Below are 14,310 nucleotides of genomic sequence, written 5' to 3'. Positions count from 1 at the left end.
TTGTCTCCTATTTCTGTTGGACTTTAAAGTCCGAGGATTTTTTTCTGCAAAAGCAGAAGATCCTGTGAATTCACCTTGCCGTCTCCATTTAAATCAGCTGCCAGCTTGCCCTTCTCCGGTATGGTTTCCAATCCCAAAAGGTATCGCTGAAGCTTCAGTACATCCAGGCTGTTTATTTTTCCATCCCCGTTGATATCTCCTATTCCATAGGCGGAGGACTGGCCGGCGGCCGGAGCCTGGGTCTGCTGGGGACTGCTTGTGGCGGCTTCCGTCACTTTGATTTCAGTTCCTGGTCCCTGGGCTATGACTCCCGTGGAAGTCTGGACGGAAATGCCTGTGGAACCATCAGGAGCTATGGACACATTGCTCCCTCCCGGTGTTCCTGCATGATCCGTACCGGAAGGATTTGATACTCCGGGACCTATGTTGCCGCCAGGTCCGGAAGAAGCATTGCCGCCGGAGCCGGAGCCTGTTCCGGTGCCAGCGCCTGAGGAATAAGTCGGGCCGTTGTTCTGGCGCACCACATGAAGGACGTATTCCCTGACACTTCCATTTTGAGCTGTAATCGTCACCTTGATATCATTATTGCCGCTTGAAAGCGCGATTGTGCCTGTCCCTTTGACAGATGCCAAAGAACTGAGGGCGGTTGCATTCACATTGATGCTTGATACTCCCGGATCCACAATCAAATCATATGCAAGAGTATCGCGGCTAAAGGTGGGAGTCATGACAAATCCTTCCACATTCAGACCGGACAGCTTATTGTTTGGATTGCCGTCGCCGGTAGGCTGGCTGCAGGCGTTATCAGGCATGTTGTTATAAATTGGTATCTTAAATTCAAGCTCTGTCTGTTTCATATCACTGTTATAGGCTTTTGAATAAACAGCACCCTCTGATGCAGCTCCCTGTACATTGGTCATATACTGGTGTTTATATAAATTAGACCCCTGCACGTTAAACTTCTTCAGATAAAATGTATCCTGCCCAACTTTTACATAGTTATTACCATAATAGAAAGCTCCGCCTAAAATTGATTTTTCAGGAGAATTCCATGGCCTTTCATAATTGCCGGACTGAGACGCCCACCATAAGCCTCTTTGCACCGCAGTCATAGTTCCTGACTGATATGCTTCAATATTAAAAAAATTATAATATCCTTCGTAACCGGATTCTGTTCCTGAAATGCTTTTGCCTGTTCCTGAAGATCCCTGCTCCTGAATGATCATAGCTGCAAGGACGTAAGGGTTCACCCCTGACTGGGCAGCCGCATTCATGATCATGTTTACATAGGCGCTGCTGCCTGAAACCGTTCCAGTGGTATTGGTATTGGTATTGGTATCGGATGAGGACGGCCCCGTAAGGCTGGCTCCCGGTCCGTATTCCATGACGATGGGAAGGTTTTTAGGCGTTATGGAAGCTTGCGGCCCTTCCAGGCTGGCTTTTCCTGAATCTGAATTGGACTCCGATCCTGCCCCCGGGCTAGCAGCAGCTCCCGGCCCAGCGGCCGCTCCCGGCCCTATGACCGTGCCGCCACCGGAAGAACTGTCCGTATTTCCTGAGTTACTGCTTCCGCCGGAAGATTCGCCGGATAGAAACGTACCCTTTACCATGGTCTTTAATCCATCTGCCGTATGCTTATTGCTGTCATATGTATGGGTCATAAACTGGAATACATTGGTCTCATCAAGGAAATTTCTTGGATCCATATAATATCTTACAATGTCTTCCGAAGCGGTGACCCAGGAGCTTCCGTCATAACCGATCCAGGTGCTGGTATCCCAGTTATATGCGCCATCTACCGTGGACTTCCAGGATGACAGGCTATTGGTGTGGACCAGAGTTTTTCCTGCCTGGCTTTCTTCCTTAATAGCCGTGTTCCAGTCCAGGTTTGTATGCTGGGCGCGGAATACCCACTTGGGATACTGGGCATGCAGCGCACGAAGCTTAATCTTATAGCTTTCCGGAAACCCTTCCGCCGTAAGCCGGGACTCAAAATCCGCATCATTGGTATAAGAGGCAGGAAACTTAAGATAGCTTTTGGAAACATATCCGGTAACCGTCTGGCCGCCGGAATTGGACACACGGATCTGATACCAGAGCGCTCCATCCGATGCGTTCTTCTCATCAATCACCGTAACCGATGCTCCATTTGTTAATTTTGTAACAACTGAATAGGTCGTGCCCGGACCGCTTCTCACGTTTAAAGTGGTGGCATTGACCGTTGCTGCCTTTTCCGTATAAGCATAAGCATTTATGTATGGCGAAACCGCTCCCATGTAAGAGTCCATCACCAGGACGCTGGCCAGAATGACGGCCATCTTACGAGCTTTTTTATACTTTTTCATCTGTTTCTCCCAATATGTCCTCTTGTATTTAATAAATTTCCAATTACATGTAAATTATACATTTATTTATTATAATGACAAATGATACCATGTGTCAACTGAATCAGGTAAAGTTCAGACAAATGGAAATATTTGTAAGAAAATCTTTATACTTATATAAAAAAAGATCCCCCTGATTTGGGAGATCTTTTTAATCCAGGCTATACCGGATAGGCCTTATTTTCTTTATCTGCCAGAGACGAATCCACGCCTGTCTGCTGCGCGGCCCGGTACTGGAAGAATTCCTTGGCAACCGTTGGGAACAGGGCATAGGAAAGTACGTCTTCATCCTGCTGTTTCCACTGCGCACAGTCCTTCTCAAACTGAGGAAGCTGGGGAGGAATCAAATCGGCCGGGCGGCAGGTGATCGGCGTCTCATCACCGATGATCTTCTTCTGGACTTCTTCATTAAATGGTTTAACCGTCTGTCCGAATTCGCCCATAAAAATTTTCTTTGTCTCTTTCGTTACCATTTTATAACGTTCACCGCTAATAACATTTAAAACGGCCTGGGTACCGACGATCTGGGAGGATGGGGTAACAAGAGGCGGTTCTCCAAAGTCTTTTCGTACCTTTGGAATCTCCTGCAGCACTTCCATGTATTTGTCTTCCTGACCGGCTTCCTTTAACTGGCTCACCAGGTTAGAAAGCATGCCGCCAGGTACCTGATACTGAAGGGTCTTAATGTCTACGCCCAATACCTTTGGATTTAAACCTCCGCTCTTTAATGCTTCCTCTCTGATCGGCTGGAAGTATGCACAGATTTCTGCCAGCAGGTTCTGATCGTAGCCCGTGTCATAGGGCGTGCCGCGGAAGGTCTCAACCATGACCTCAGTCGCCGGCTGGCTGGTTCCAAGAGCAAGGGGAGACATTGCGGTATCGATGATATCACAGCCTGCTTCAACTGCCTTTAGATAGGTCATGGAAGCAACGCCGGAAGTATAGTGGGTGTGTAAGTCAATCGGAAGCTTTGTGGATCCTTTTAATGCCCGTACCAGCTCATCCGCCTTGTAGGGTGTTAAAAGTCCTGCCATGTCCTTGATACAGATGGAATCAGCACCCATATCCTCTATCCTCTTTGCTATGTCCTTCCAGTAATCCAGGGTATAGGATTCCCCAAGGGTATAGCTTAAAGCTACCTGTGCATGGCCTTTTTCTTTATTGCACGCACTCACTGCTGTCTGTAAGTTGCGAAGATCATTGAAGCAGTCAAAAATGCGGATGATATCAATGCCGTTAGCCAGTGATTTCTGGACAAAATACTCTACCACGTCATCGGCATAATGGTTGTATCCCAGGATATTCTGTCCCCGGAACAGCATCTGCAGCTTTGTATCCTTAAATCCATCCCTTAATTTTCTAAGCCTCATCCAGGGATCTTCCTTTAAGAAACGCAGGCAAGCGTCAAAGGTTGCACCGCCCCAGCACTCTACCGCATGATAGCCAACCTGATCCATCTTCTCTATGATGGGAAGCATCTGCTCGGTTGTCATTCTTGTAGCAAACAAAGACTGATGAGCGTCACGAAGGACTGTCTCTACAATCTTAACCGGCTTTTTCTCTATTTCTGCCATTGTCTTACCTCCAGGTTTGTTCATTCTTCTGATTACCGGAAAGGCTTAACGCCTTTCCAGGGAAAAGTTACCTAACTCCGAATATTGCCATAAATGTACCAGCCGCAACCGCAGTACCGATAACGCCTGCCACGTTTGGTCCCATGGCATGCATCAGCAGGAAATTGGTAGGATCTGCCTCAGAACCAACCTTCTGGGACACACGGGCTGACATAGGAACCGCGGATACGCCTGCAGAACCGATGAGGGGATTCACCTTGCCGCCAGAAACCTTGCACATCAGCTTGCCAAACAGCACGCCGGCGGCTGTTCCTACCGCAAAGGCCACCAGGCCTAAAATGACGATCTTTATGGTGTTCATATTTAAGAATGCTTCTGCGCTGGTCGTCGCACCTACGGAAGTTCCTAACAGGATGACCACGATATACATCATGGCATTGCCTGCTGTTTCTGTTAACTGCTTTACCACGCCGGATTCTTTAAATAAGTTTCCTAACATCAGCATGCCCACCAGGGGAGCCGTTGTGGGAAGAATGAGGCATACGACCGTTGTTACGATGATCGGAAATAAGATCCTCTCAAGCCTTGATACGGGACGAAGCTGTTCCATCCGGATCTTTCTCTCTTTTTCCGTGGTCAGAAGCTTCATGATCGGCGGCTGGATAATGGGTACCAGCGCCATATAGGAATAAGCCGCAACCGCAATGGGGCCCATAAGGGAGGTCATTCCCAATTTTCCCGCAAGGAATATGGAAGTCGGTCCGTCGGCTCCACCGATGATTGAGATGGCAGCTGCTGCCTTATCGTTAAAGCCCATAAAAATAGCCAGAAAATAAGCGGTATAAATACCGAACTGAGCAGCCGCTCCTAAAAGAAAGCTCTTTGGATTGGCAATTAAAGGTCCAAAATCCGTCATGGCACCTACACCCATGAAAATCAGGGGTGGCAGGATTCCCCATTCATCCAGCTTAAAGAAATAATTCAGCAGTCCGCCTCCGGAGCCATCTGGTCCAGCCTCCTTCATAATATCCGGGTAGATATTAACTAACAGCATACCAAAGGAAATCGGTACCAGTAGCAGGGGTTCAAAACCTTTTCTGATAGCCAGATATAAAAATATAAAGGCTACAAGAATCATGATCATATTTCCTGCGGTCAGGTTAAAAAATGCGGTCTGCTGAAGAAGATTTGTAAATGTATTACTTATATAATCCATGTTAATCCCTCCATATGGAATCCGCCCTGTTTATCTTTACAGCGGATTCTTCCGTACTAGTTTAATGTAGCCAAGGTTGCTCCTGCTTCTACTGAGTCACCGATCGCTACATTAACGCTGGCAACGGTTCCATCGGAAGGCGCTACGATCTCGTTCTCCATCTTCATAGCCTCAAGAAGAACCAGCACATCTCCCCGTTTCACTGCCTGTCCCGGGTTTACCTTAACTCCAAGGATCTTGCCTGGCATGGGAGCCGCCACCTTAAGATCACCTTCTGAACCGGCGCTGGCCGCCTTCACAGGAGCTGCTGGTGCAGGCGCTGCCGGTGCTGCTGCCTTCGGTGCAGAGGGAACTGGTGCGGCTGGTGCAGAAGGCGCAGGCACAGTTGCCTTGTTAGCTGCTGCCAGCGCACCTGTGGTAAAGCCTTCTTCTACGGTTACTTCATAAACATTCCCATTCACTGTAATTGTATAGTTTTTCATGATGTTAATCCTCCTGATTGATTAAGCTTTTTTCCATTTACCAGATGGCGCCCGTCTGATCGAGCGGACCACCAGGCCGCTTGGCGAGCTCCCTTCAGATGCCGCAATTGCCGCAGTGATCACTGCTACCAGCTCTAAGTCATCCACAAGTTCTTCGTCCTCTTCTGCCGCAGGGACAGAAACTTCGGGAATAGGTTCGGGAGCAGGCTCCTGTGCCTTCCCGTTTATCTTATCTTCAAGCTTCCCGATATACCGGAAGCAGCCGATAAGCCAGCTGATGAAAATCAGCACAATAAAGACTGTTCCCATTCCCATCAGGGTATTGAACACGGCTTTTTCCATCCGTTCACCCAATGTATATTCCGGCACAAATGCCACACTGGTGATCTTCGTTAGTTTTGAATCCGTTGTAATGGAAAATTCCATATTTCTCTTTTCAAATACTGCATTAATTGTAGCACTGTACCCATGATCAATGGCCTCTACCTTCACCGTATCACCGATGGATACCAGGGAACCAAGCTCATGCTTTATATTCTCCCAGGAATCCACGCCTTCTGCCAGGGCTGCATACTCATCCTGGGACTGCATGTTCTTCTTAAATTCAGGAACCTGGCTGTCCTCAAGACCGGTATACAGCTCCAGGAAGGAACCGGGAAGCTGTTCCATCTGTGTCTGGATCCTGGCATCGACTTCTTCGGCTGCGGTATCGGCTTTGCTGCATGCAGATAATGAAAAGAGGCAGGCTGCCATAATAAGTCCCAATGCTACTCGTTTCATATTCAGTTTCATATACCTGTCACCTCATTCTAAATCGTGCCATGTTTTTTTGCCGGACGATCCTCTCTCTTTGTGAACAGCATCTCAAATGCCGCTATGACCCGTGCTCTTGTTTCGCTGGCATCTATGATATCATCAACATATCCTCTCTTAGCCGCAGAAACAGCACTGGACTGAAGCTGCCTGTAGCTTTCTGCCTGATCGCTGATCAGTGCTTTTCCATCCTCTGCCTTTGCAATCTCATCTGCATACATGATCTTTACCGCTTCAACCGGTTCCATCATGCCGATGCAGGCCGACGGCCAGGCATAAACAATATCTGCTCCAATGGACTTGCTGTTCATGGTCAGATAAGCGGTTCCCAGGGCCTGCCCAAGAATAACAGTTACCTTTGGGACTGTGGCATTGGCAAAGGCATAAGTAAGACCTGCAGCCGCCCTGGCAATCCTTTTCTCGGAGCATTTGGTTGATTCATACCCTTTTACGTTTACCAGGGTAAGTACCGGGATACTGAATGCATCACAGAAATGAATAAATCTTGCAGCCTTTTCACAGCCCTGCCCGCTTAAAAGAGCATCATATTCCCCTGTCTTAACGCCGCTTTCATTATAGGATTCCGTTCTGTTTGCAACACAGCCCACTGTCATGCCATTTAAACGGATAAAACCGGTTACCATGGAAGCTGCATATTCCTTCCTGGTCTCCATAAAGAAATGATTATCGGAAATCTGAGTCAATGCAATCGCCGTATCCCCAATATAATTCTCCAGGTCGGAGCATACACGGTTTAAATCGTCATTGCACTCATCATAAGACATGTCATCCTCACTGTTTGAAGGAAGAATGGAAATAAGAGTTCTGATATTATTTAAAATGTCAGCCGCCTCTCCCGTGAAATCCACCATACCGGTTTCGCGGCTTTGATAGTCTGCGGAAGCAGTGTTGCATTTTTCAGTATAATTTCCCTGAATGGCGTTGGGGGAATTGACAAACAATCTGCCGCCCTTGGTTTCCATAAAGGTAAAGTCAGACATTGCTGCAGAAACAGCCATGCCGCCGCCGCAAGTCCCAAATATTGCTGTTATCTGAGGGATTACTCCGGATGCCAGAGTCTGGCTCATATAAATCTCACCAAATCCATTTAGAGAGTCGGTTGCTTCCTGAAGCCTTAATCCAGCACAGTCAACCAGACCAATCACCGGCGCGCCGGTCTTCATAGCCATGGTGTAGAGCTTTGTGATCTTTCTTGCATGCATCTCCCCTACGGAGCCGCCCAGTACCGATGCATCCTGGCTGTACACATAAACAAGGCATCCCTCAATGGTACCATAGCCAGTAATAACACCGTCAGCAGGAGTTTCTTTTGCTGTCATGTTGAAGTCTGTGTTCCTTGCGGTAACATAGCCGCCAACTTCAACAAAACTGTTCTCATCAAGCAAGGTATGAATCCGGTTGCATGCTGATGTTTCTGTTGAATTACTCATATTGCAATCCTCCATTTTGTAATTTTTTACAGTCATTTGTTAAACATTTAACAAAATCCTATGCAATAACACCAATTTCTGCCAATTATAATTGTATAACTAATTTTGGTAAATTTCAAGTACCAGGCCGTGTATTTTCACATTATATTGAAACTTTCTTCTTTAAACACAGCACAATATAGGCGAACCTACCAAAAGGTTCATGATAAAACAAACTAAACAATCTTTAAGACAGTATTTTATCCAATATTAAGGTTTCTCCTCTATTATTGGCCTATATGATAAAGAGGAGGCAGATTATGATTAAAGAAATTTTAAAGCACAATGATGTTTTTGTAAACAACGGTACTTTCAAATCCTTTGCTTCGAACAAATGTCCCAGAAAAAAGCTCGCCATTCTGACCTGCATGGATACCCGGCTGGTAGAGCTTCTGCCGGCCGCACTTGGAATCCATAACGGCGATGTAAAGTTAATAAAAAATGCAGGCGGCCTGATCTTAGATCCATTTGACAGCACAATCCGCAGCCTGCTGATCGCTGTTCTGGAATTCGGTGTGGAAGAAATCATGGTTATCGGTCATACCGACTGCGGAGCAGCCGTTCTAACACCGGAAACCATCGTCACCCATCTGATCCAGAGAGGCATAGGCATGGAAACCATACTCCGGCTGAAAGAGGAGGGACTGGACTTTGAATCCTGGTTTCAGGGCTTTGAGAACACGGAAACCGCTGTTCAAAAATCCGTTTCCCTGATTAAAGGCCATCCTCTCATGCCATCCGACGTAGCGGTCCAGGGCTTTGTAATGGATATTACCTGCGGCAGGCTGGATAACGTTTCCTGATCCTTACATAGGAAAGAAAGATGCCGGAATCAAATTCCGGCGTCTTTCCTATTTAAACCTTATTTTAGGATTTTATATCAGGAATCTATTAAAAGGTCAGTACACCGAGTATAAGGCCGGCTGCCAGACATACCATACTCACTCCCCATACCCACAGGAAGCAGGTCTTAATATGATCTTTGATCTCCACACCCGCCAGGCCGATTCCCAGGAATGTGGCCGGCACAACAGGGCTTATGAAGGTTGCACAGTTTCGGCAGACCACCATGGTGATGGCAGTTTGGGCAGGATCTACGCCAAATTTGTTTCCTATACCGATCAAAACCGGAAGGAGGCCATAGAAATAGGAATCCGTACAGAACAATAAGGTCAGCGGCACGGACAGTACTCCGATGATAAGCGGCAGAAAACGGCCCATGGACTGAGGGATAAATGCAGCCATTGCGTTAGCCATGTAGTTCATAATCTCACTGTCTTCCAATACTCCAAGGAATACACCGGCTGCCAGAATGGTAGATGCCATCATAAGGCCAGGACCGGCGTGGGACTTAATGATCTTATTTTGAAGCTTCGCACCAGGATAATTGACTAAAAGTGCTGCAACACATCCAATCATAAATATAAAATAAGACGGCATCGGCATGAAAACAAGAGCTATGATAACTGCTAATGTCAGGATCACGTTGAAAACAAACAGCTTTGGTCTTGCCAGCTCTCCCAGATCGGAGGCAGAGGCGCTTTCTTCCAGGGCTTCGTAATCATCGATCACAAGAGTGCTATTGGCTCCTGCCCCTCTCTTCTTTTCAACAACGCCCCAGAAAAACGCAGTAAAAAGAGCAACTACAATGCCAACCGCCTGCATCGGCAAAAGCTTCATCCAAAGGACATTGGCTTCTACCTCCAGCACGGAAGCAGCACGCATGGTCGGGCCGCCCCATGGAAGCAGGTTCATAACACCCATAGAAGTAACGCATATTAAAAGCAGCGTTGTCGGACGCATTTTCAATTTCTTATAGACTGGCAGCATGGCCGGAATGGTAATTAAGAACGTAGAAGCTCCGCCTCCATCCAAATGGCCGATTATGGCGATAATACTGGTCATAAAAGCCACACCTACTACATTGTTCCCCACTTTTTTCATAAGCGCATCAATGATGCGGTCAAACATTCCTGCATCTGTCATGATTCCGAAAAACAATACGGAAAATATGAACAGCGCAGCGGTCGAGTGTACCCCGGATACCCCCTTGGAAATAAATTTCCCAACTTCACTGACTGTGAAGGTTCCGCTCAAAACCAGGATCAGCGCACTAACGCTTGATACACCGATAAATGCCAGCGCCGGAACAGTAACATTCCTCAGCAGCAAAACAATGATCATGATAATGGTTGCAAATCCTAATAATGCAAGCATTGTCTCATTCATGTTTTCTTCCTCCTCTTTACTTTTTATTTATAGGAACAGTATAAAAGCCTAACCTTACACTCTTCCTCCTTCTCTCTTTCATTTCTTTAAGAGAAAAATTAACAGATGTTAAGATTAGGCTTTTCTTTTATACTCTTTCCTTACAGTTCTTTACTGCTTTTAAAATAGCGGAGTCGGAAACCGGTTTATCGATGTATTCATCGATGATTTTCCTCTTCTTTGCCTCCAGGATTTCTCTCGTTACCCGGTCCGTCATAATGATCCGGATAATATCCGGATACTGTCCCTGAAGGGACATATAAAAATCCGTACCGCTTTTCCCGGCAATTTCATGCTCCGTCACAATGGCATCGGTTTCCTGTTCCTTTAGCACTCTCCTTGCCTCTTCAAAATCCATGCAGGTTGTCAAAGGCACATGGAGCCTGCTGAAGCTTTTTTCCAGAAGCCGTAATACCTTTGGATTATCGTCGATGACCAGAAGCCTTAAAGAGTCCCCGCTTTCCTCCTCAGTCTCCTGCTGCCCTTCCTGCTCTTTCTGTTCATTCACCGGAAGGAAAATATGAAAGACACTGCCTTCTCCCAGTCTGCTTTCCGCAAAAACATATCCTTTGTGGGAATGGATGATCTGCTCCACCAGAGAAAGGCCAAGGCCCGTTCCTGTCCCATTTTTCTTTGTTGTAAAAAACGGATCAAAAATCTGTTTTAACACCTCTTCGCTCATGCCTTCCCCGTCGTCAGCAATGTCAATCCGCAGGTAATAGTTCCACTCCTCTGAAACTGAGGTAAACTTGTATTGTTTTAATTCTTCCCAACTTACCCTGCTTCCGTTTATGGTTATGGTTCCTTCCCTGTGACCGATGGCATGGATTGCATTTACACAGATGTTTAATATGACCTGGTTCATCTGGGTTTCGTTTCCCAAAAAACATTCATCGGACAAGACAATTTCTTTCCTCAGATGCACATGGGCGGGGCATACGGAGCTTACCATTTTTATGGCACGGCCCAGTACCTTTGCGGCGTTTATGTTTTTATAAGCGGTCTCCATATTTTTCCGGCTTAAGGATGAAATCTGCTGGATGATTTCTTTTGCCTTTCTGGAGGCTTCATAAATCTCTGACGCACTGTCATAATTTTCCTCTCCCTCCGGAAGTCCGTACATCAGCAATTCGGCATATCCCATGATCGGAGTCAGTAAGTTGTTAAACTCATGGGCAATGCCGCCGGTCATGGTCCCCATAATCTGAAGCCGCTGCTGATGGGCGATGGTTTCTTCACTCTGATGCATTTCCTCTAAAATTTTATTCAACTCCCAGAGATAGGCGATCTCTTCCGTGTCCTTTTTCTTCTGGACCCGCAGGTCCCCGATATAAAGCACCATTCCAAGGAGTACGGAAACAATTCCCAAAAAGACAAGGCCCAGCTTGAAAAATCCGGCTGCAACCGGGATATAAATATCATTGTAGTCAATCACCGCACTGACTACCAGAAACCCGTTTCCAATGACAGCCGGTGAATAAGCGCTGACCTTTTTCACCTCCGGAACTCCCGGATCCAGCCACCAGTAGGAATAATACTCGGAAACCCCTGCCTCTCCTCTGTTCTGGTTTTTTATCATCTGCTGAAGGCTTGTTAAATCCTTGTCCGGAAACATCTCCTGCCTGCCGGAAATCACATTGATCCCCCACTGGCTTTCCTGGGGGTGAATGAGGATGATCCCTTTTGAGTCCTTGATTACCACATACCCATTGGTTCCCAGGCGGATGTTGGAAACAAGGGAATTGTAATAATTTTTTTCATTTAAGATAACGGAAAGGGATCTGCCGTCAGGAAGACTTTTCTTTAAAATCAAATACATTTCTCCATTATCCAGTTTGCACTGCCGAAAGCTCACATCCTGGCTGATCTCTGTAACGGAATAGGTTTCAGTCACCCCATATCCATTGACACTTTTTAATAAACTTCCGTCCTGATCCTCCAAAATAACATCAAAAACAAACCGGCTGTGTTTCGTCACATAGCTCTGAAGTATGCTCCATTCTTCCCTGCCTGTCTTTTTATAGTTCTCGTTTTCTATGTCGCACAGGGTGTTTAAATCCGCCTGATATCCTTCAATAAAAATCTTTAAATTTTCTCCCATGCTCTGGGTTGTCAAAAGCATTTGTTTCTTTTGATTATTTATAATCGTTTCTTTATATTCATCCCAGATGCTGAATACAAGACAACAGAAAATCAGCAGTACGGAGGCCATGGCACAAAACATGAAAACCGTCCCATATCTCTTATTTCCCTTTATTTTACTCATGAAATCATCCTCTATTTGCCTGTTCCTCATTGACTTGTCTCCGGGTTAATATTATAATAATTTTAGACTTTACATAAATTTTACTTAGGGGGAAGCTATGTCTGATAAAGTATTAATTGTGGATGACGATCCGGCGGTTTGTAAGTTATTGGAGAAGGTCATGCACAGCAACGATCTGGAAACCAGCGTTGCAGACAGCGGACTTACCGCACTGAATCAACTGAAAAACCACACTTACGATATGATCCTTATGGATGTAATGCTGGGTGATATGGAGGGCTTTGAGGTTATCAAACGTCTGCGCAGCCAGGGCATCCAGACTCCGGTTATGATTGTAAGCGGAAGAAACGAGGATTATGATTCCCTATACGGTCTTTCGGTTGGCGCCGATGATTACATAACCAAGCCATTCCGTCCCCTGGTGCTGGGGGCCAAGGTAAAGGCGTTAATCCGCCGCAACAAAAATCAGGTGCTGTACAGCTCCAATGTTCTGGAATGCGGATCTTTCACTTACAATACTTCCACCATGCGGTTTTATAAAAACGGAGAAGAGGTTGTTCTTTCTTCTAAGGAAAGCAGTCTGATGCTCCTGTTTTTAAAGCATCCCGGCCAGGTATTTACAAAAGACATGATTTACGATCATGTGTGGGGAAACAGCGTTGCCGTAGACGATAATGCCATCATGGTGTATATCAACCGCCTGCGTGGTAAAATCGAAGAAAACCGGCAAAAGCCGGTCCATATCGTAACAGTCAGAGGTCTTGGATACCGGTTTATCCCTTAGGCCTCTGGCCTTTTTTTCTTTTTAAGGTATTCCAATGTGGTTTCAGGCACCAGGTCCCTCATTCCTTCAAAATCTCCCTTTTCATACCATTTCCGGACTTCAGTTGCACTGATTGCCTCTCCTTCGGAACGCTTCCTCTCGATTTCCATAACAGAAATCCCATGCCGGGGAAGGATCTTTTTCATCTCCTCATTGTAATGGCCGGTTACCGCGCATATGGGTTCTGTTCCCACGAAACGCGTTGTTATCTTAAGAGCCGGGGCGATGCGCTTGCCGAATAGCTCTAAATCCAGCTGGCAGCCGGCCCTTTCCCCCCGGACCTTTTCCTTTATGAAATAGGTTGGAAAGGTTGCTGCGGATATGACATAATCAGCCGCCTGATGAACGATAGCCCGCGGCAGATCCCTTAGTCCCTCCCGTACCATAAAAAAGCGTTCAGCCGCCCCAAAACTGCTTCTGTTATCGGCAAGGACCAGTACATGGACATAGTCACAGCAGGTAAGGGCCTGTTCTACCAGATACCGGTGGCCGTAAGTAAATGGATTGCAGTTGGCAACGATGGAACCGATGACCATATCCGGTTTCAGAGCCTCCTTCGGAGACTCTGAGATCAGACGGTTCATAAACTCTTCAAACCCGTTTTTCCTGTTTTCCATAAAAAGGACCTCATCGGTCATAAGAACCGGATAAAATCCAAGGTCTCCAAACATCTCCCTGTTTTCCGGCTTTGTGTATATAAGAATATGGGATCTGCCCTTTTCAAATTCATACTGGGTTAAGTCTGAGATGATCGATCCGGATAAGCCAAACCCTCGTGCGCTTTTATCAACCGCAATGCATTTTAAGACATTCTGTTCTGCCGAGCCGGTGGCCTGGATCCGGTAATTCTCATCAAGCAGGCATATGCTGTATTCGATTCCCTGGTCATAATCCAGATCATTCCGTTTTAAAAAATCCTTTAACAGCTCCAGCTCTTTTCCTTTTAAGGGTCTTCCCTCCAGCTTTACGAATTCCATAGAATCCTCTCCTTCAC

At 46.4% G+C, this 14,310-nt stretch carries 11 protein-coding genes; 2 read left to right on the top strand and 9 right to left on the bottom strand.

What is annotated here, in order from left to right; all coding sequences use genetic code 11:
* Window positions 1-23 precede the first annotated feature (23 nt).
* The 6 genes from RT269_RS11260 to RT269_RS11235 form a co-directional block, all read right to left on the bottom strand.
* Entirely contained in the window at window positions 24-2,345 is a 2,322-nt protein-coding gene (locus tag RT269_RS11260; protein WP_313182673.1) for a dockerin type I domain-containing protein, read from the bottom strand.
* A gap of 200 nt (window positions 2,346-2,545) precedes the next feature.
* Window positions 2,546-3,958 carry an oxaloacetate decarboxylase subunit alpha gene (locus RT269_RS11255; RefSeq protein WP_313182671.1) on the bottom strand — a complete coding sequence of 471 codons (1,413 nt, stop codon included), beginning with the start codon at window positions 3,956-3,958 and terminating at the stop codon, window positions 2,546-2,548.
* A gap of 67 nt (window positions 3,959-4,025) precedes the next feature.
* Complete coding sequence (locus RT269_RS11250) at window positions 4,026-5,174, bottom strand: sodium ion-translocating decarboxylase subunit beta (protein WP_054789842.1); 1,149 nt, start codon at window positions 5,172-5,174, stop codon at window positions 4,026-4,028.
* Window positions 5,175-5,230: 56 nt separating this feature from the next.
* Complete coding sequence (locus RT269_RS11245) at window positions 5,231-5,656, bottom strand: biotin/lipoyl-containing protein (protein WP_313182669.1); 426 nt, start codon at window positions 5,654-5,656, stop codon at window positions 5,231-5,233.
* A 21-nt stretch (window positions 5,657-5,677) separates the two neighbouring features.
* Complete coding sequence (locus tag RT269_RS11240; protein ID WP_313182667.1) at window positions 5,678-6,448, bottom strand: OadG family transporter subunit; 771 nt, start codon at window positions 6,446-6,448, stop codon at window positions 5,678-5,680.
* Between the two features lie 17 nt (window positions 6,449-6,465).
* The gene (locus RT269_RS11235) at window positions 6,466-7,920 is read right to left on the bottom strand and encodes an acyl-CoA carboxylase subunit beta (RefSeq protein ID WP_313182665.1); all 1,455 of its coding nucleotides are present in this window, start codon (window positions 7,918-7,920) and stop codon (window positions 6,466-6,468) included.
* A 299-nt stretch (window positions 7,921-8,219) separates the two neighbouring features.
* Here RT269_RS11235 and RT269_RS11230 point away from each other — a divergent pair, with 299 nt between their 5' ends.
* Entirely contained in the window at window positions 8,220-8,762 is a 543-nt protein-coding gene (locus RT269_RS11230; protein ID WP_313182664.1) for a beta-class carbonic anhydrase, read from the top strand.
* A gap of 88 nt (window positions 8,763-8,850) precedes the next feature.
* Here the strand turns inward: RT269_RS11230 and RT269_RS11225 are convergent, their stop codons facing one another.
* Together RT269_RS11225 and RT269_RS11220 are read right to left on the bottom strand one after the other, a co-directional pair.
* A complete protein-coding gene (locus tag RT269_RS11225; protein ID WP_313182662.1) occupies window positions 8,851-10,188 on the bottom strand; it encodes a CitMHS family transporter in 1,338 nt (445 codons plus the stop codon).
* 127 nt (window positions 10,189-10,315) lie between these two features.
* Window positions 10,316-12,493: an ATP-binding protein gene (locus tag RT269_RS11220; protein ID WP_313182661.1), complete on the bottom strand. Its 2,178-nt coding sequence runs from the start codon at window positions 12,491-12,493 to the stop codon at window positions 10,316-10,318.
* 97 nt (window positions 12,494-12,590) lie between these two features.
* Between RT269_RS11220 and RT269_RS11215 the strand changes: the two genes are divergently transcribed.
* Window positions 12,591-13,277: a response regulator transcription factor gene (locus tag RT269_RS11215; RefSeq protein ID WP_313182659.1), complete on the top strand. Its 687-nt coding sequence runs from the start codon at window positions 12,591-12,593 to the stop codon at window positions 13,275-13,277.
* Here the strand turns inward: RT269_RS11215 and citC are convergent.
* Window positions 13,274-14,310: [citrate (pro-3S)-lyase] ligase (gene citC, locus RT269_RS11210; RefSeq protein ID WP_313182657.1), on the bottom strand; the 1,037-nt coding region annotated here is incomplete at its 5' end. The two genes, RT269_RS11215 and citC, sit on opposite strands and share 4 nt — an antisense overlap.

Source organism: Lacrimispora sp. (assembly GCF_032078915.1).
GTDB lineage: Bacteria > Bacillota > Clostridia > Lachnospirales > Lachnospiraceae > Lacrimispora.
The sequence above is the reverse complement of the archived record's forward strand: the minus strand, read 5'-3'. Positions and strand labels throughout refer to the sequence as shown.

Coding starts and splice junctions, on each gene's coding strand:
- RT269_RS11260 (WP_313182673.1), bottom strand. CDS start 2,345: ATGAAAAAGTATAAAAAAGCTCGTAAGATGGCCGTCATTCTGGCCAGC.
- RT269_RS11255 (WP_313182671.1), bottom strand. CDS start 3,958: ATGGCAGAAATAGAGAAAAAGCCGGTTAAGATTGTAGAGACAGTCCTT.
- RT269_RS11250 (WP_054789842.1), bottom strand. CDS start 5,174: ATGGATTATATAAGTAATACATTTACAAATCTTCTTCAGCAGACCGCA.
- RT269_RS11245 (WP_313182669.1), bottom strand. CDS start 5,656: ATGAAAAACTATACAATTACAGTGAATGGGAATGTTTATGAAGTAACC.
- RT269_RS11240 (WP_313182667.1), bottom strand. CDS start 6,448: ATGAAACTGAATATGAAACGAGTAGCATTGGGACTTATTATGGCAGCC.
- RT269_RS11235 (WP_313182665.1), bottom strand. CDS start 7,920: ATGAGTAATTCAACAGAAACATCAGCATGCAACCGGATTCATACCTTG.
- RT269_RS11230 (WP_313182664.1), top strand. CDS start 8,220: ATGATTAAAGAAATTTTAAAGCACAATGATGTTTTTGTAAACAACGGT.
- RT269_RS11225 (WP_313182662.1), bottom strand. CDS start 10,188: ATGAATGAGACAATGCTTGCATTATTAGGATTTGCAACCATTATCATG.
- RT269_RS11220 (WP_313182661.1), bottom strand. CDS start 12,493: ATGAGTAAAATAAAGGGAAATAAGAGATATGGGACGGTTTTCATGTTT.
- RT269_RS11215 (WP_313182659.1), top strand. CDS start 12,591: ATGTCTGATAAAGTATTAATTGTGGATGACGATCCGGCGGTTTGTAAG.